The following is a 17,798-nucleotide window of genomic DNA, read 5'->3' as shown; positions in this document are numbered from 1 at the left end:
CGGGCCAACGGGCCGGGCCGGCGGGCCGGCGGGCCGGCGGGCCGGCGGGCCGGCGGGCCGGGCCAGCATGCTGCCGGGCCTGGCCAACGGGCCAACGGGCCTGGCCAACAGGCCACTGAGCCGGCGCTGGGGCGCTCCGTGAGGGAGCCCCAGCGCCGGCTCAGAAGCGCTCGCCGATGTACGTGGTGATGCCGTCGCCGATCATCTGCACGGCGATCGCGGCCAGCAGCAGGCCCATGACGCGGGTCAGGACCAGGATCATCGCCTCGCCCAGGACCCGGTGCAGCGTGAGTGAGAAGCGCAGCGCCAGCCAAGTGATGACGTGGACAACGACGATCGCCAGGGTCACGGAGACCCATCCGGTCACGGGCGCGGGCGCGGACTCAACGGCGACCATGGCCGCGGCGATCGCGCCGGGGCCCGCGAGCAGCGGCGTGCCCAAAGGGACGAGGGCGACGTTGGAGTCGGCGGAATCGGCGTCATCGTCCGCGCGGGAACTCTCGGTGAGCAGCTCCAGGGCGACCAGCAGCAGGAGGAGCCCGCCGGAGACCTGGAGGGCGGCCACGGAGATCCCCAGCAGCCCCAGGATGGAGCGGCCGAAGATCGCGAAGGCAAGGATGACCGCGAGGCTGAGCAGGGTTGCCTGGCGGGCGGAGGCGCGGCGCCGCTCGGGGCTCTGACGGCGGGTGAGGGACAGGAAGACGGGGATGGCGCCGAGCGGGTCCTGGATGACGAGGATCGTCGTGAAGGCGGCGAGGAACACGGAGGGGCTGAGGACGTCGTCGAGCACGGAGGGGCTTTCTAGGGGGCGGGATGGGGAGGGCGCGGGCGCCCCGGTGTCAGGGGGTGACGAGCGGCAGGGCCCCCTCGTCCACGATCCGCTCGAGGAGCTCGGGGGCCATGAGGTTCTCCCCCAGTCGATTGGGCTTGCCGGCGCCATGGTAGTCGGAGGATCCCGAGACGCCCAGGCCGAGGCGGTCGGCGAGGTCCCGCGCGGCGCGGCGGTCGGCGGGTCCGTGGTCGCGGTGGTCGACCTCCAGGGCGGCGAGCCCGGCCTCGGCCATGGCGGCGAAGGTCTCATCGGGCACGAGCCGGCGCTGGCGCTGGGAGGCTCGGGGATGGGCGGCAACGGGCACGCCCCCGGCGGCCCGCACGAGGGCGCAGGCCTCGACGGGGTCCAGGGCCCAGTAGTGCACGTAGTAGGGGCTGGAGACGGCCAGGGGGCCGGCGAAGGCCGCGTCCCGGTTCTCGAAGGAGCCCGCGGCGACGAGCGCGTCGGCGATGTGGGGCCGGCCGATGGCGTGGCCGACCGATTGGGCGAGCACGTCCTCCCACGTGATGGGGTAGTCGACGGCGATGCGCTCGACCATGCGCTGGGCGCGGGTCCCCCGGGAGTCGCGGGCGTGGGCGAAGGCCTCGGCGAGAGCCTCGTCCTCGGGGTCGAAGAGGTAGGCGAGCAGGTGGAGGGTGACTCCGCCCGCGGCGCAGGAGATCTCGGTGCCGCGCAGGAGGGTCACTCCCGTGGACGGCACCGCGGCGGCGGCCTCCTCCCAGCCGATCGTCGTGTCGTGGTCGGTCAGGCCGACGACGTCGAGGCCCGCTTGGGCGGCCGCCCGCATGAGCTCCGCCGGAGCGTCCGTGCCGTCGGAGCAGGAGGAGTGGGTGTGGGGGTCGATGCGCACCAGCCAAGTCTAGGAGGGCGCGCCGGGCTCGGCCTCCCAGTCCCCGCGCCCCTCGGCCCTCCTCCCGGACGCCGTCTCGGCCCGCTCGCGCGCCCTCATCCTCCCGGCACGAGGGCGCGCGAGCTGGGTAAGGGCTGCGGGCCCAGGGGTGCGGGAGCACCGGCCAGAGGCGGGAGCACTGGCCAGCCAGCTGCCCGCTCGTCCGGGTCCAGCCGGTGACAGGGCGCCGGCTCAGTGGAACAGTGGGGGCATGAGCACAGCCAGCACCGGCCGCCCCTCCACCGCCGCCGCATCTGGCGCACCCCTGCCTCGCACCCGCTCCGGGCCCTCCGCGAGCGCTGGGCGCCGGGTGCGCTTCGGCGTCGTCGGCGCGGGATTCATCGCCACCTGGTTCGCCCGCGCCGTGGCCGCCGAGCCCGCCGCCGAGATCGTCGCCGTCGCCTCGGCCAGGCCCGAGCGCGCCGCCGCCTTCGCCGCCGAGCACGGCGTGCCCCACGCCCATCCCACCCTCGAGGCGATGCTCGCCGAGCACGGCCCGGACCGCGCCGAGCCCATCGACGTCATCTACATCGGCTCGCCCAACTCCCTGCACGCCGCCCAGGCGATCGCGGCCCTGGAGGCCGGGTACGGGGTGCTCGTGGAGAAGCCCTTCGCCCTGACTCCCGCGCAGGCCCGGGCCATGGCCGCAACCGCTGAGCGCACTGGCGGCTTCCTCATGGAGGCCTGGCAGACCGCCTTCGAGCCCGGCGCCGCCGCCATCCGCGCCGCTCTCCCCCGGCTCGGGGAACCGCGCCGAGCCACGTTCGTGCGCGAGCAGTTCTCCTCGCGCATGAGCGCCTACCGGGCCGGCGAACTCCCCCCAGCCTTCGACCCGGCGCTCGGCGGCGGCTCGCTCATGGATCTCGGCATCTACCCCGTGAGCTTGGCCATTCACTTGTTCGGGCCCCCGGACCGCGTCACCGCCACGGCGCAACTCCTGGACTCCGGCGTCGACTCCCACGGCACGGTCACCCTCTCCTATGACACCGGGGAGCGCGTCGGCCTGGAAGTGGCCTGCCTGCACTCCAAGACCTCCGCCAACGCCCTGGGCAGCCAGATCTCCGGCGAGTCCAGCGCGATTCTCCTCGACCACTGCCAGTGGCCCGAGCGCATCAGTCTCATCACCGCGCCCGGCTCCCCGGAGGAATCCCGTGAGGACCTGTCCGTGACGCGCTCGGGCGAGGTGATGGGCCCCCTCCTGGCGGAGGTCTGCCGACTCGTGAGCGCCGGCGCGCGAGGCTCCGAGCTCCACCCTGTGTCCGCCTCGGTGTCCGCGATCGAGGTCCTGTCCGAGGCCCGCGCGCAGATCGGGGTCCATTTTCCCGACGACGACGCCGATGCCTGAGCCGGCGGCTTGAGAGGGCGTGGGCGCTGCGGTGTCGGCTCACCGAGCGGAGCGTCCTGCCCGCACCGAGCGGAGCCATCCACACCGACCGGAGCCAACCACACCGACCGGAGCGTCCTACCCGCACCAGTGGGTGCAAACGGCACCAGTGAGTGCGACCAGCGCCACCCACACCGACCGGCACCACCCACACCGAGCGGAGCCAACCACACCGACCGGCACCAACCACACCGACCGGCACCAGTGAGCGTGCACCGCACCAGTGAGAGCGACCAGCGCCACCCACACCGACCGGAGCCAACCACACCGACCGGAGCGTTCTGCCCGCACCTGTGGGTGCAAACGGCACCAGTGAGTGCGACCAGCGCCACCCACACCGACCGGCACCACCCACACCGACCGGCACCACCCACACCGACCGGAGCGTCCTACCCGCACCAGTGGGTGCAAACAGCATCAGTGGGTGCAAACAGCACCTGTGAGCGTGCACCGCACCAGTGAGTGCGACCAGCGCCACCCATGCCGAGCGGAGCCAACCACACCGACCGGAGCCAACCACACCGACCGGAGCGTCCTACCCGCACCAGTGGGTGCAAACGGCACCTGTGAGTGCGACCAGCGCCACCCATGCCGAGCGGAGCCAACCACACCGACCAGTGCCAACCACACCGACCGGAGCGTCCTACCCGCACCAGTGGGTGCAAACAGCACCTGTGAGTGCGAACGGCACCAGTGAGCGTGCACCGCACCAGTGAGAGCGACCAGCGCCACCCACACCGAGCGGCGCCAACCACACCGACCAGTGCCAACCACACCGACCGGAGCGTTCTGCCCGCACCTGTGGGTGCAAACAGCATCAGTGAGTGCGAACCGCACCTGTGAGTGTGCACCGCACCAGTGAGTGCGGCCCGGGAGGTCTGGCCACTCTGGGTCGGGCAACCGCCCTGGGTTGGGCGGGCGCACGGCCGCGGTGGGAGGATGCGCCCATGAGCCAGTCCTCCTCAGCCAGCCGCCCCCAGGCGCCCACCGTCCCCGAGACCACCGTCCCCGAGACCACCGTCCCCGAGACCACCGTCCCTGAGACCACTGCGGGCGCCCCCGCCTCGAACGCCCCGGGAGCCGCCCCGCAGTCCCTCGCGCAGCGGGGCGACAACCGCTCCCGCCAGCCCACCAACCAGGCGTTCCGGGATTTCATCGGCTCCGGCTGGGGTCCTCGCCCATCCGGGCTCCCGCCGCGCTCCGAGGCCGCCGACTGGGCCGTCGCGCGCCGAGCCGCCCTGGGCGCCCAGTTCCCCGGTGAGCGCCTCGTCGTCCCCGCCGGCCCCCTCAAGGTCCGCAACAACGACTGCGACTACCGCTTCCGCCCGCACTCCGCCTTCTCCCATCTGGCGGGCACCGGCACCGATTTCGAGCCCGATGCCGTGCTCGTCCTGGAGCCCCTCACTCCGCCTGGCGCCCCCGCGCCCGAGGGAAAGCCCACGCATGAGGGCGTCCTGTACTTCCGACCCCGCGCCTCACGGGCCTCCCAGGAGTTCTACGCCAACCCCCGCTATGGCGAGTTGTGGGTGGGGGCGCGTCCCTCTATCGAGGAGGTCGAGGCCGTCACCGGCATCCGCTGTGCCCATATCGACAGCCTCGGCGACGCCCTGGCCAAGGACGCTGGGGCCGACGGCGTGCGCCTGCGCGTCATCGCCCAGGCCGATGAGGCCATCACCGCGCTCGTGGACCAGGTCCGTCAGGCCGCAGGGCTGGCCTGTGGCCAGGCCGCCACCGAGGTCGACGACCGCCTCCTGGAGGCGGCCAGCGAGCTGCGCCTGCGCAAGGATGCCTGGGAGATCGCCCAGATGCAGGCCGCCGTCGACGCCACGAAGGCCGGATTCGACGACCTCATCCGCTCCATCCCGCGCGCGGTGGGTCACTGGCGCGGCGAGCGCGTGCTGGAGGGGGCCTTCGCCGCCATCGCCCGTGAGGAGGGCAACGGCCTGGGCTACGACACGATCGCCGCGGCCGGGGACCACGCCAACACCCTGCACTGGATCAACAACGACGGCCCCGTGCGCCCCGGCGAGCTCGTGCTCGTGGACGCCGGCGTGGAGATCGACTCCCTCTACACCGCGGATGTCACCCGCACGATCCCGGTCGACGGCGTCTTCACCGCCCCGCAGCGCCGCGTCTACCAGGCGGTGCTCGACGCCGCCGATGCCGCCTTCGCCCGCGCGAACCAGCCCGGCTGCCGCTTCAAGGACGTCCACAGCGCCGCCATGGAGGTCATCGCCGCCCGCCTGGAGGAGTGGGGGCTGCTACCCGAGGGCGTGACCGCCGAGGACTCCCTGGGCCCCGATGGCCAGTATCACCGCCGCTGGATGGTGCACGGCACGAGCCATCACCTGGGCCTTGACGTCCACGACTGCGCGCAGGCCCGCCGCGAGATGAGCATGGACGCGCTACTGGAGCCGGGCATGGTCTTCACGATCGAGCCGGGCCTGTACTTCCGCGCCGATGACCTGCTCGCCCCCGAGGAGCTGCGCGGCATCGGGATCCGCATCGAGGACGACGTCGTCGTCCGCCCCGATGGGAGTGTCGAGCGGCTGACGGCGGGCATCCCCCGCACGGTCGAGGAAGTCGAGGCCTGGGTGAGCGGCCTCATCGCCTGAGGCCCCTGAGCCGCGGGGCCGTCTGTGCCCCCGATCCCCACGCGGGACCGGGGGCACAGACGGCCCCGCGGGATCCCCGGCGCGCTCAAGCGCGGTCAAGCTGGTTCAGAGGCGCTCAAGCGGGTCGCACAAGCGCGCTCAAACTGGTTCAGACGAGTTCGGTACCGTCGTCGAAGATGACCCGCATGGCGCCCGGGGCGCGCTGGATGGCCAGCACGCCGTCGTCGCACAGGCCGGCCATGCGCACGCGGGCGCCGTCGCTCAGGGGCGCCTCCACGCGGGCGATGGCGCGCGCGCCATTGGGATGGGTGAAGTCCCGGGGGCGCGGGTCCTGGGAGAAGCGGGTCATGAAGAAGGGCATCTCGGGGTCCTCGGGGAAGAAGACGCGGTAGTGGAGACGGCGCCCATGGGTATCGATCCGCGTGGGGGCCACTCGCAGGCCACGGGCGCCGAAGCGCTCGACGACCTCGTCGAACTCCGCGTCCCCGCCCTCCAGGCAGACGGCGCGCAGCCCCTCCGGCCCCCGCTCCCACGAGGTGAATCGGCGGGTCGCCCGCCCGCTGGCCGTGGGGAGGGCCGACGCTAGGCGCAGGAGCGGAGTGGGGAGGGTTCGCGCGAGGAGCTCCAGGTAGGGGCCCTCGGAGAAGTAGACGAGGGCGTTGATCGGCCGCCTCGCGCTCCCGTACTCGACGGCGAAGCCCCGCTTCCGGAAATCCCTGACCGCGGCGTCGAGATCCTGTGCCCAGTAGATGACGTGCCCCGTGCGCATGCGGGCACAGTACCAGCGACTGTCTTAGGTCGCCCTAAGCCCTTGACTCATAAATCATTCTTGATATGATCGAGGGGTGAATCCCACCCAGCACCTCGGCGCCCGACCTGCCCCCGCCCCTCGCGAGCGGAGCCATGCCCATGGTCACCCGCACGGCCACTCCCACGACCACGCCGCGATCGCCTCGCGGCACCGCCTGGCCATCGCGCTCGCGCTGACCTCGACTGTCCTCGTCGCCGAAGCAATCATCTCCATGCTCACCGGCTCGCTCGCCCTCCTGGCGGACGCCGGCCACATGCTCACCGACTCCGCGGGACTCGTCATGGCGCTGACCGCGGCCCACCTGTCCACCCATCCGGCCACGGACCGCAGCACCTGGGGCCTGCGCCGCGCGGAGGCCCTCGGGGCGGCGCTCCAGGCGGGCATGCTCAGCGTCGTCGGGACGGTGGTGGCCCTCCAGGCGGTGCGCCACCTCATCACCGCTCCCCCTGTTCAGGCCCATGGGATGGCGGCGATGGGCGTCATCGGCCTGGTAGCCAATATCGTCGCACTCCTGGTCCTGGCGGGTGGGCGCGGGGAGAACCTCAATACGCGCGCAGCGTTCCTGGAGGTCCTGGGCGACGCCCTGGGCTCAGTGGGCGTGATCGTCGCGGCCGCCGTCGTGGCGCTCACGGGCTGGGACCGGGCCGACGCCGTCGCCTCCCTCGTGATCGTGGCGCTCATCGTGCCCAGGGCGGCGGCGCTCCTGCGCCAGGCGATGCGCCACCTCATGGACTTCACGCCCGAGGACCTCGACCTGGCCGAGGTGCGCGCGCACATGTCCTCCCTGGAGCACGTCGAGGCGGTCCACGACCTGCACGCCTGGACGGTGGCCTCGGGGCTGCCCGTGCTCACCGCGCATGTGGTGGTGCGCGACGAGTGTCTGCGAGACGGGCACGCGGCGACGATCCTCGACCGCCTCCAGGAGTGCGCTGCCGAGCACTTCCCCGTGCGCATCCAGCACTCGACCTTCCAGATCGAGCCCGTCTCCCATCTCGAGCACGAGCCCGCCTACTGCTGAGGCGAGGCGGCCGGGCCCCTCGCGATGGGGCCGCCCGTCAGCGGCGCAGATAGGGGTCGTAGTCCTCGGGGACCGGGGCCGCGCCACCGGACCCCTCGACCGTTCCGGGGGCGGCCGGGACACCAGGAGCCGCCGGGACGCTGGGAGCCGCGGCAGCGCCGAAGGCCCCGGGAGCGACCCCCACGCCGTCGCCGGGCGCCCCGGGGACGGCCCCGCCACCCGAGGCCCCAGCGCCCGGAGCCGCGCCGCCGGGCTGGATGCGCACGCCGAAGCGCGGCTCCTCATCGGGGCGCGATCCGAACGCCGTGGGCCCGTCACCGGACTCCGCGCGGGCGCGACGGCGCTCCTCGGCGCGGCGCGCGGCCTGGCCGCCCCGGGTCAGGTTGCCCGGCGCATCGGCCAGCGCCCGGGCCGCCTCCTGAACCCGGTCCGAGGCGAGGATCGAGTAGCGCGAGGCCACCACCTGGCTGATAGAGGTGAAGTCCCGGCGACCGCGCGTGAGCGCGTAGCTGACCGCCTGGAAGAGGATCCCCCACACGACGCCCAGCAGCACGGCGCCGAGGAGCCTCGGGGGCGTCGAGGCGCTGCCGATGAAGTTCATCATGAGGGCGAAGAACACGCCGATCCACAGCCCGGACCCGGCGCCGCCGGCGATCGCCCGCCCCCAGCTCAGGCGGCCGGTGATGCGCTCGACCTGCCGCAGATCGGTGCCGATGATCGACAGCAGTTGGACGGGGAAGCCCCCGTCCGACAGGGAGTCAACGGCGTGCTGCGCCTGCGCGTAGGTGGCGAAGGAGGCGATCTCCTCGCCCTGGGGCAGCGCGCCCCCGCGACCGACGATCGTGTCAGGACCCATCTGGATGCTCATAACCCCATCGTCCCATGCCGACCGCCACGGAGACGAGCCGGCCCGCCCCCCGCCGCCCCGATCCGCTCTCAGCGACCACGGGGCGGCGGGGGAATATCGGCCCGATGGCGTCCCTCAGGCATCAGCGGCGAGCGAGCGCCTGGCCACTCGATTCCCATCAGGGGCATTCATCAGATCTCCGCCGCGCCAACCGTGCCCTCGATTCCGAAGGGGCACATACATAAGCGAAACCGGAGAGCCGACCGCAGGAGGAATAAGCCGTTGCGATGTATCACGAGCTCGCAACGAGTGCATCGCGCCACGGACCCACTATTTACGCGAAGCCATGCCCGCAGGTAATCTAGTGGTCGCGAACACAGCCGAAGGCATAGGAGCCTTCGATTCGTTCGAACATCTTGAAAAGTGTTCGCACACCATATCAACCGCTCGGCAACTGGAGAAATCATGAAGGTTCTTCACATAATTGCCGGCGGAGCCGCCAGCGTTGCGCTAGCCATTTCCGGCGCTACCGCGTCCGCGGCACCCATCGAAACACCACCCAATTCTAGCACCTCTTCCGAAGAGCCCACATCAGAGGAAGAACTCGATCAATTCGCCGGCGACCTCGAGACACTCTTCACCCGCTATGTGCAACAAAGAGCAGATGGAACAGTCGTCGCAAACATCCAGAATATCACTGCGGATGGAATGGGGGACAAGATCTCCGACTTTCAACGATTCGCCGATATGATGAACAATGTTGGCCGCACCCCTTCCGGTCAAGAGAGCCAATTCTCAAGCAATGGAGCAAGCGCTCTAGGCGTCGGAAGCTTCATCAGTTGCTTGGCGACGTCAGCCCTCGACATTCCAATCGGTAACACACCCAACCTGTACGCTGCTCTACGAGAAGGATTGCGGGCATGGAACTGGGGACTGACAGCGCGGACAGTGGCCCGCATTATCGGCCCATCCGCCACGAAGGCCCTGGGCGGTCCTTGGGGCATCGCGCTCGCGCTCGGATGGGGGGCCCTCACATGTCGGGGACATCTGTGATCTGGAGGCCATCATGACCGCTCAGAAGAGCGCGCGACTGCGAAACATAACGGCGCTTCAGTTCCTCTGGGGACTCCTTGTGATGAAGATCATCACCTGCTGCATCTGGGGGTTGCCCCTCTCAGCGCTCAGCACATGGGCGGACCTCACGACCTGGATATACTCGCTCGTTCCAGCCGTGATCTTCACCGTTAACTACTACCGCTTCTCGATAAGCCGTCACAATCCGTTTTAGGGCTCATGAGAGCACCGGGCGGCGCCGGGCGCCGGGCGCCGAGGCGCCGGGCGCCTGACACAGCGGGCGCGAGGATTCGCCGAGGGCGCTTCCAGCGGGCCGTCCTCGCGCCCGCTGGCTCACGGTGTCGCCCTCTCGGATACGGCTAGTCTCGCTGACCGGACAGGTTGGTTGAAGTAGTGTGACGACACGGTCTGAAAAGACCTGGGTGGGAGGACCTGCGCGGTTGAGTGGGACTGGCTAGGTATGCCCTCAAGGAGAAGGCCCTGCCGTGTCCCACGGCTAACGCGGCCTTGACCCCACGTCACCGTCCGATCGCCGCCCACCTGGGTATCGCCCCCTCGAGCGTGGGACGCATCCTCACGGCCTGCCGACTCAACCAGTTGTCGGCCTGCGACCGGGCCACTGGGGAACCCGCCCGCCGCCACGCCTCCGAGGCCGAGCGCCGAGCAGCCCCGCCAGGATGGATCCACTTCCACAATCGCCACAGGCCCCGCCCAGCCCGCGACAACCAACCACCCATCACCCGCTTTACCAACCTCCCCGGTCAGTGCAACTAGGCTGTGCCCATGGAGAGCAGTAGGACGCGCAGCGCAAGCAGGGTCTTCGTGGCCCGACTCGTCGGCACGGCCGTCTTCGACCCCCTCGGGGATCCCGTCGGCCGCGTCCATGACGTCGTCGTGCTCATCCAACTGCGCGGCGAGCCCCGGGCGGTGGGCTGCGTCATCGAGGTGCCTGGACGGCGCCGCGTCTTCCTGCCGCTGTCGCGCATCACAGCGATCGAGCCGGGCGCGGTCATCACCACGGGCGTGGTCAACATGCGCCGATTCGAGCAGCGCAAGGTCGAGACCCTCGTGGTCGGCGAGCTCCTCGACCGCGTCGTCACCCTCAAGGACGGCACGGGCACCGTGGAGATCCGCGATGTGGCCATCGAGCGCGACGCCGGCATGGATTGGAAGGTCACCCGCCTGTTCGTCCAGCGCGCCTCGTCGGGCCCCCTGGGGCTGCGGCGCGGGGAGACCGCCACGGTCCGCCCCGACGAGGTCACCGGCCTGGCAGGCGGCATGGAGCAGCAGGGCGTCACCGCCCTCCTGGCCACCCTGGAGGACCTCAAGCCCGCGGATCTGGCCGAGGCGCTGCGGGACCTCCCCCACGCCCGGCGCGTCCAGGTGGCGCGCGAGCTGCCCGACGACCGCCTCGCCGACGCCGTCGAGGAGCTGGGCGATGACGACGCCGTCGCCCTCCTCTCCGCCCTGGAGTCGGCCCGCGCCGCCGACGTCCTGGAGGCCATGCAGCCCGATGACGCGGCCGACCTCGTCGCCGAGCTCCCCAAACTCAAGGCAAACGAGCTCCTCGCGCTCATGCAGCCCGATGAGGCCGCCGACGTGCGCCGCCTCATGCGCTACGACGAGTACACCGCCGGCGGCCTGATGACCACCGAGCCGATCATCCTGCCGCCCGAGGCCAGCGTGGCCACCCTGCTGGCCCAGGCCCGCAAGGCGGAGGTCCCCCCGGCCCTGGCGGCGGTGGCCTTCGTATGCCGCCCGCCACTGGAGAGCCCCACGGGCATGTACCTGGGGATGGTCCACCTCCAGCGCGCCCTGCGCGAGCGCCCCCAGCAGATGGTGGGGCGCATCCTGGACAAGGACCTCGGCGCCGTCGGGCCCACCGACTCCATCGGCACGATCACGCGCCTCCTGGCCACGTACAATCTCACGGCCATGCCCGTGTGCGATGAGGCCGGCCGCCTCGTGGGCGCGGTGAGCGTCGACGACGTGCTGGACCATCTCATGCCCGACGACTGGCGCGAGGCCGATGACGCCGTCACCGACGAGATGATCGAGAGGAGCGCCAATGCCTGAGCAGCTCGACCAGCCCTTGGACCCGGGGCGCGGTCGCCGACTGCGCGGACTGCGCCCGCGCCGCTCCTCGCGCTCGGACGCCTTCGGGCGCTTCGCGGAGGCCACCGCCCGCTTCATGGGCTCGCCGAGGTTCGTCCTGTACATGACGGTCTTCGTCATCGCCTGGATCGTGGCGAACATCGCCCTGGCGAGCGCCTCCAAGGCTTGGGACCCCTACCCGTTCATCCTGCTCAACCTGGCCTTCTCCACCCAGGCTTCCTACTCCGCCCCCCTCATCCTGCTGGCGCAGAACCGCCAGGACGACCGCGACCGCGTCACCGCCGAGCAGGACCGCCAGCGCGCCGAGCGCAACCTGGAAGACACCGAGTACCTCACCCGGGAGATCGCCGCGCTGCGCCTGGCGATGAACGACGTTGCCACCCGTGACTTCGTGCGCGGCGAGCTGCGGGACATGCTCTCAGAGATCCTCGCCGAGGAGCGCGCCATCCGCGAGGAGATCTCCGAGCTCGGCGACGGCGAGCACGCCGAGGGCGATGAGGCGCCCGTCCTGGCCGAGACACCCTCCCCCGCCCACGAGGCCTGACCCGGCCCGGCGCTCGCACTCACCCCGCCCCGATCCGCCACGCCCTCCCCGATCCGCCACGAGCCCCCGCGAACTCCCCCATTCCGCCGCGAGCCCCCGCGCCCCCCCCGATCCGCCACGAACTGACACCGACGGCCCGGGGATGGCGCCCCCAGGGCGAGCCCGTAGGATGAGGGCATGCCGATGCCCACTGAAGAGGCCGTCCGCGATGCGCTCGCCCGCGTCCACGACCCTGAGATCCGCCGTCCCATCACCGAGCTCGGAATGGTGGACTCCCTCGAGATCTCACCCGACGGCGTCGTGAGCGTCCACGTGCTCCTCACCGTGGCCGGCTGCCCGCTCAAGGACACGATCACCCAGGACACCACCCGGGAGGTCGGCGCCGTCGAGGGTGTCACCGATGTGCGCGTGAGCCTGGGCGTCATGACCGATGAGCAGCGGGCCGCCCTGCGCTCCCAGTTGCGCGGAGGGGCGGCGGAGCCCGTCATCCCCTTCACCCAGCCCGGCTCGCTCACCCGCGTCTACGCGGTCACCTCCGGCAAGGGCGGCGTCGGCAAGTCCTCGGTGACGGCCAACCTCGCCGCCGCCATGGCCGCGCAGGGCCTGAGCGTTGGCGTCGTCGACGCGGACATCTACGGCTTCTCCATCCCCCGGATGCTGGGCTCGGAGCAGGTGCCCACCCAGCTCGATGGCATGATCGTCCCGCCCATCGCGCACGGCGTGAAGCTCATCTCGATCGGCATGTTCGTCGATGACAAGCAGCCCGTGGTGTGGCGCGGCCCCATGCTGCACCGCGCGGTCCAGCAGTTCCTCTCCGATGTCTTCTGGGGGGACCTCGACGTCCTCCTCCTCGACCTGCCCCCCGGCACCGGGGATGTGACGATCTCCGTGGCGCAACTGCTGCCCAACGCGGAGATCCTCGTGGTCACCACGCCCCAGCAGGCGGCGGCCGAGGTGGCCGAGCGCACGGGCCTCATCGCCACCCAGACCAAGCAGCGGGTTGTGGGCGTCATTGAGAATATGTCCTACTTGACGCAGCCCGACGGCTCTCGGCTGGAGATCTTCGGCTCCGGCGGCGGCCGGGCCGTGGCCGCCTCCCTGACTGAGACGCTGGGCTACGACGTGCCGTTGCTCGCCCAGTTGCCCCTGGACATCAAGCTGCGCGAGGGCTCCGACACCGGCGTGCCCGCGACCATCGGCGAGGGTGGCCACCCGCCCGCGGACGCCCCTGCCGCCCAGGAGCTCTCGGCGGTGGCGCGTAGGCTGTCCCACCGCTCCCGGGGCCTGGCCGGGCGCCCCCTCGGCGTCACCCCCGCCTGACGCCCCCGCGCCCCTCACCGAGACCGGTCGAAAATAGGAGCGAGACCGGTCGAAATCAGGAGCGAGACCGGTTCGAGGGCGGGCAGCGCGACCAGATCTGGGCGCGCCGGGACCCCGCGTGGGGCTTCAGCACTGCTGACTGGGCCGGAGGCATTGATAGCTGGGCCGGAGGCACTGCGGGTCTGGGCGACAACCGCGCCCGAAGACGCTCAGCGCGACCATCGGTGGGGAGGATCGGCGTCGACGCGCCGTTCCACGGGGCGCCCAGCCGAATGACTGGTGAGGCTCAGTCGACGCGCGCTGACGCCGCGGCCTCACGGGTCCGAGCGGCCGCCTTGGCGGCCCGCACGATATCGCGCGGTGAGAGTGGGCGCGGCGCGCCGGGCGCGACCGCCGACGCGACCACGGGCTCCTCCACCAGCGAGGCCGGCACGGCCACAGGCCCCGTCACCGGGTCAGCGACGGGCTCGACGACGATGGGCTCCGCAGCGGCGGGATCAGCAGTGACAGCGGCAGGCGTGGGCTCCACCGCCGGCTCCGGGGCCGGCGCAGAATCCGCGCCCGGCTCACTGAGGCTGGCTCCGGCGCCTCCGGCCTCGACCGGCTCCGCCTCCGCGCCCGGCTCGCTGAGGCCGGCTCCGGCGCCTCCGGCCTCGACCGGCTCGGAATCCGCGGGAGCGCCACCGGCCTTGGGCTGGCCGTCGGAGCCGCCCTCCGCGACCGCCACCCCATCCTTCTCCTCGGCGCCAGCCGCCGGATCGGCCTGGGACGCTTCCACCTGTGGGAGCTCGGCGGTGGTGGCCTCGCCCTCCTTCGCGGCCCGGGCAGCGGCAAGGGCCTCGGCTTTCTTCTCCTCGATCTTGTTGGCCAGGGAGTTCGCCCGGTCCTTGTCCCGAGCCTCCTTGACGGAGGCGTCAATGGCGTCGGTGGTCTCCTTGGCGGCGTCCTTGACCGCCTTGAAGGGCGACTGGAGGTCCTTCTTGATGGCGTCGAGGTCCTCACCCAGGGCGTCGCGCACGATCTTGCGCGGGTCGTACTGGCGCGGGTCGAGGCTGGACAGGTCGAGGTCGGCGAGCTCGGGGCCGACCTCCTCGGCGATCTGGGTCTTGGTGCTCTCCAGGAAGACGCGCAGTTGGCGGACCATCTGGGTGAGTTTGCGGGTGTACTCGGGCAGCCTCTGGGGGCCGATGACCACGACGGCCACCAGCAGGAAGACCACGAACTCAGATGAGGAGAATCCCAGCACGAGGCGAGTATAGAGCGCTGGGCCGCGATGCCCTCATGCGCCAGCTCCCGGCTCAGCGCGCCTCGGCCCAGCGAGCCGCGGCCCAGCGCGCCGCGCGCCGCGGCCCGACCCGCCGTCGTGCCCGGCGCGCCGTCGTGCCCGACCCGCCGTGGCCCGGCGCGCCACGCGCCACGCGCCACAGTCCGCACGACGGCGGGTCGGGCGAGGAATTCCCCATGGTCCTGGGACAATGCGGTTGCCGCGCGGATGTCGCGGCGATCTCGAGCGCATGCTTCACCGCAATGGAAGGGACTCACTGTGAGCGCGGACAAGACTCTGACCTGGTCCTACACCGAGGAGTTCCCCTTCGAGGACGAGGCAACCTCCCAGGCCCGCCTGCGCGGCATCGAGCTCGGCACCGCGCCGGTCTCCCCGGCCACCGGCGCGGCCCTGCGCGCGCTCGCCGCGGCCGCGGGCGCGAAGTCTGTGGCGGAGATCGGTACGGGCACGGGGGTCTCCGGACTGTGGATCATGGCCGGCATGGGCGCCGACGGCGTGCTGACGACCATCGACGTCGAGGCCGAGTTCCAGCGGGAGGCGCGACGGGCCTTCGACGCCGCCGGGTACTCCGGCCACCGCACGCGCATCATCCAGGGTCGGGCCTCCGACGTCATGCCCCGTATGGCGGCGGGCTCTTACGACATGGTGGTGCTCGACGTCGACCCGCAGGACGCCGCCGACCTCCTCCAGGACGCTTTGCGGATGCTGCGCGCCGGGGGGTCGCTCGTTATCACCCACGCGCTGTGGCGCGACCATGTGGCCGACCCCGCGCGCCGCGACGCCGTGACGGTGGCCGCCCGAGAGTTGGGTAAGACTCTGCGGGACGCCGACGGGCTCCTGACGGCGCTGCTCCCCGTGGGCGATGGGTTGCTCGTCGCCGTGCGCCGGAGCTGAGGGCGGCGGAAGCAGGATCGCACCGAGAGGCGCCATCCACACCCACTGGTGCGTCCTACCCGCACCTGTCGGCGCAAACAGCACCGCTCGGGGCGAGGCGCACCTGTCGGGGTTACACGCAGCGCTCGGGGCGAGGCACACCGCTCAGGATGAGGCGCGACCTCTGAGCCGCGCGAGACAGAAGCAGGCTCGCACCGAGAGGCGCCATCCGCCCCGAGAGGAGCCATCCGCACCCACTGGTGCGTCCTACCCGCACCTGTCGGGGTTACACGCACCGCTCGGGGCGAGGCACACCTGCCGGGGCGAGGCGCATCCTCCGGGCCGCGCGAGACAGAAGCAGGATCGCACCGAGAGGCGCCATCCGCACCCACTGGTGCGTCCTACCCGCACCTGTCGGCGCAAACAGCACCGCTCGGGGCGAGGCGCACCTGTCGGGGTCACGCGCACCGCTCGGGGTTACACGCACCTGTCGGGGTCACACGCACCGCTCAGGGCGAGGCGCGACCTCCGGGCCGTGCGAGACAGAAGCAGGCTCGCACCGAGAGGCGCCATCCGCCCCGAGAGGTACCATCCGCACCCACTGGTGCGTCCTACCCGCACCTGTCGGCGCAAACAGCACCGCTCGGGGTAACGCGCACCTGTCGGAGTAACGCGCACCTGCCGGGGCGAGGCGCGACCTCCGGGCCGCGCGAGACAGAAGCAGGATCGCACCGAGAGGCGCCATCCGCACCCACTGGTGCGTCCTACCCGCACCTGTCGGCGCAAACAGCACCGCTCGGGGCGAGGCGCACCTGTCGGCGTAAACAGCACCGCTCGGGGCGAGGCGCACCTGTCGGCGCAAACAGCACCGCTCGGGGTAACGCGCACCTGTCGGAGTAACGCGCACCGCTCGGGACGAGGCGCACCTGCCGGCGCGAGGCGGAAGAAGGACCGCCCCGATCCGGGAGCGGTCCTTCTCCTGCGCGAGACGGCCGTTGGGCCCCTCCGACGGTGGATGGGCGAGCGGCCAGCCGGTTCCGGCGCTCGGCGCCGGGCGTATGGGTCAGACCTTGACAGTGGCCAGTGCGTCTTTGAGGGCCTTGATCTCGTCAGGGGTGATCTCGACGACCAGGCGGCCGCCGCCCTCGAGGGGCATGCGCATGATGATGGCGCGTCCCTCCTTGACGACCTCCAGGGGGCCGTCCCCGGTACGGGGCTTCATGGCAGCCATATGCATCCCTTCCATCGTGCTCACGCGGCTCCGCCCGCGGTGCTGCCTCTTATTCTAAGGCATGATGCTCGATGGCACGATAAGCACGATAAGTAGGACACAGGGCTAACGGTCCGGGGCCCGGCTCATTCCGGTGACGTGGGACGGATCCTCTGGGCGCCCGCGACCACGTACTCGACCGCCTCGGCAGCGGTGTCGACGACGCGCAGCAGGTCGAGGTCCTGCGGCGCGATCATGCCCGATCCCAGGAGCGAGGAGCGGATCCAGTCGACGAGCCCGCCCCAGTACTCGCGGCCGACGAGCACCACGGGGAAGGAGTCGACCTTACGGGTCTGGACCAGTGTGATGGACTCGAAGAGCTCGTCAAGGGTTCCGAACCCGCCGGGCATGACGACGAATCCGTCGGAGTACTTGACGAACATCGTCTTGCGGGCGAAGAAGTAGCGAAAGTTAATGCCGAGGTCGACGTACTCGTTCATGGATTGCTCCATGGGCAACTCGATGCCGAGTCCCACGGACAGGCCGCCGGCCTCATGGGCCCCCTTGTTGGCGGCCTCCATCATGCCCGGGCCGCCGCCGGTGATGACGCCGTAGCCGGAGCGGACCAGCCCCGCGGCGATCTCCTCGGCAAGGCGGTAGGCGGGATCGTCCCGCTTCGTGCGCGCCGAGCCAAAGACGCTGATCGCGGGCCCGATCTCCGACAGGGCGCCGAAGCCCTCGACGAACTCAGACTGAATGCGCAGCACCCGCCAGGGGTCGGCGTGGAGCCAGTCGGCGCGCTCGGTCGCGGACAGCAGGCTCGCGTCGGAGGTCTGCCGGGGGATCTGCGTCCCCCGCAGCAGGACAGGGCCCTTGCGGTAGGTCTGGCGATCAGTCATGTCCGCATTGTGTCATCGTGCGGACGGCGAGCCCCCTGACGCAGGTGCGCCACAGCCTCTGACCAGCGACATCAGATGTTGT

15 protein-coding genes and 1 pseudogene are annotated in these 17,798 nt (G+C 71.3%); 9 read left to right on the top strand and 7 right to left on the bottom strand.

Annotated elements, in window-relative coordinates:
- Window positions 1–160: 160 nt before the first annotated feature.
- Both GVV76_RS07490 and GVV76_RS07485 read right to left on the bottom strand, forming a co-directional pair.
- Window positions 161–790 carry a MarC family protein gene (locus GVV76_RS07490; RefSeq protein ID WP_159626118.1) on the bottom strand — a complete coding sequence of 210 codons (630 nt, stop codon included), beginning with the start codon at window positions 788–790 and terminating at the stop codon, window positions 161–163.
- 49 nt (window positions 791–839) lie between these two features.
- Entirely contained in the window at window positions 840–1,682 is an 843-nt protein-coding gene (locus tag GVV76_RS07485) for a PHP domain-containing protein (RefSeq protein ID WP_159626116.1), read from the bottom strand.
- A 250-nt stretch (window positions 1,683–1,932) separates the two neighbouring features.
- On the opposite strand from GVV76_RS07485, the gene GVV76_RS07480 reads away from it, so the two are divergent.
- Window positions 1,933–3,066, top strand: a complete 1,134-nt coding sequence (locus tag GVV76_RS07480; protein WP_159626114.1) for a Gfo/Idh/MocA family protein — start codon at window positions 1,933–1,935, stop codon at window positions 3,064–3,066.
- A 986-nt stretch (window positions 3,067–4,052) separates the two neighbouring features.
- Window positions 4,053–5,720 carry an aminopeptidase P family protein gene (locus tag GVV76_RS07475; protein ID WP_159626112.1) on the top strand — a complete coding sequence of 556 codons (1,668 nt, stop codon included), beginning with the start codon at window positions 4,053–4,055 and terminating at the stop codon, window positions 5,718–5,720.
- A gap of 148 nt (window positions 5,721–5,868) precedes the next feature.
- Here GVV76_RS07475 and GVV76_RS07470 read toward each other — a convergent pair whose 3' ends face one another.
- The gene (locus GVV76_RS07470) at window positions 5,869–6,489 is read right to left on the bottom strand and encodes a VOC family protein (RefSeq protein ID WP_159626109.1); all 621 of its coding nucleotides are present in this window, start codon (window positions 6,487–6,489) and stop codon (window positions 5,869–5,871) included.
- Between the two features lie 76 nt (window positions 6,490–6,565).
- Here GVV76_RS07470 and GVV76_RS07465 point away from each other — a divergent pair, with 76 nt between their 5' ends.
- Window positions 6,566–7,549, top strand: coding sequence for a cation diffusion facilitator family transporter (locus tag GVV76_RS07465; protein ID WP_159626107.1), 984 nt, complete (start codon window positions 6,566–6,568; stop codon window positions 7,547–7,549).
- 37 nt (window positions 7,550–7,586) lie between these two features.
- Here the strand turns inward: GVV76_RS07465 and GVV76_RS07460 are convergent, their stop codons facing one another.
- Window positions 7,587–8,417 carry a general stress protein gene (locus GVV76_RS07460; RefSeq protein WP_159626105.1) on the bottom strand — a complete coding sequence of 277 codons (831 nt, stop codon included), beginning with the start codon at window positions 8,415–8,417 and terminating at the stop codon, window positions 7,587–7,589.
- Window positions 8,418–8,861: 444 nt separating this feature from the next.
- Between GVV76_RS07460 and GVV76_RS07455 the strand changes: the two genes are divergently transcribed.
- From GVV76_RS07455 to GVV76_RS07440, 5 genes and pseudogenes are all read left to right on the top strand, one after another.
- Window positions 8,862–9,449 carry a hypothetical protein gene (locus GVV76_RS07455; RefSeq protein ID WP_159626103.1) on the top strand — a complete coding sequence of 196 codons (588 nt, stop codon included), beginning with the start codon at window positions 8,862–8,864 and terminating at the stop codon, window positions 9,447–9,449.
- A gap of 549 nt (window positions 9,450–9,998) precedes the next feature.
- Window positions 9,999–10,112: pseudogene (locus GVV76_RS10450) on the top strand (IS481 family transposase); the annotation flags it as partial.
- 141 nt (window positions 10,113–10,253) lie between these two features.
- Entirely contained in the window at window positions 10,254–11,546 is a 1,293-nt protein-coding gene (locus GVV76_RS07450; protein ID WP_159524615.1) for a magnesium transporter MgtE N-terminal domain-containing protein, read from the top strand.
- Window positions 11,539–12,129 carry a DUF1003 domain-containing protein gene (locus GVV76_RS07445; RefSeq protein WP_159524614.1) on the top strand — a complete coding sequence of 197 codons (591 nt, stop codon included), beginning with the start codon at window positions 11,539–11,541 and terminating at the stop codon, window positions 12,127–12,129. Before GVV76_RS07450 ends, GVV76_RS07445 begins: the two co-directional genes overlap by 8 nt.
- Window positions 12,130–12,306: 177 nt before the next feature.
- The gene (locus GVV76_RS07440; protein WP_159524613.1) at window positions 12,307–13,449 is read left to right on the top strand and encodes an Mrp/NBP35 family ATP-binding protein; all 1,143 of its coding nucleotides are present in this window, start codon (window positions 12,307–12,309) and stop codon (window positions 13,447–13,449) included.
- A 286-nt stretch (window positions 13,450–13,735) separates the two neighbouring features.
- Here the strand turns inward: GVV76_RS07440 and GVV76_RS07435 are convergent, their stop codons facing one another.
- Entirely contained in the window at window positions 13,736–14,695 is a 960-nt protein-coding gene (locus tag GVV76_RS07435) for a twin-arginine translocase TatA/TatE family subunit (protein ID WP_159626101.1), read from the bottom strand.
- Between the two features lie 297 nt (window positions 14,696–14,992).
- On the opposite strand from GVV76_RS07435, the gene GVV76_RS07430 reads away from it, so the two are divergent.
- Window positions 14,993–15,628, top strand: coding sequence for an O-methyltransferase (locus GVV76_RS07430; RefSeq protein WP_159524658.1), 636 nt, complete (start codon window positions 14,993–14,995; stop codon window positions 15,626–15,628).
- Window positions 15,629–16,670: 1,042 nt separating this feature from the next.
- On the opposite strand, the gene GVV76_RS07425 is transcribed toward GVV76_RS07430, so the two are convergent.
- A complete protein-coding gene (locus GVV76_RS07425; protein ID WP_159524657.1) occupies window positions 16,671–16,838 on the bottom strand; it encodes a DUF3117 domain-containing protein in 168 nt (55 codons plus the stop codon).
- Between the two features lie 125 nt (window positions 16,839–16,963).
- A complete protein-coding gene (locus tag GVV76_RS07420; protein WP_159626099.1) occupies window positions 16,964–17,716 on the bottom strand; it encodes a TIGR00730 family Rossman fold protein in 753 nt (250 codons plus the stop codon).
- Window positions 17,717–17,798: the final 82 nt, after the last annotated feature.

This window comes from Actinomyces sp. zg296 (assembly GCF_009829695.1).
Taxonomy (GTDB): Bacteria; Actinomycetota; Actinomycetes; order Actinomycetales; family Actinomycetaceae; genus Actinomyces; species Actinomyces marmotae.
The sequence above is the reverse complement of the archived record's forward strand: the minus strand, read 5'-3'. Positions and strand labels throughout refer to the sequence as shown.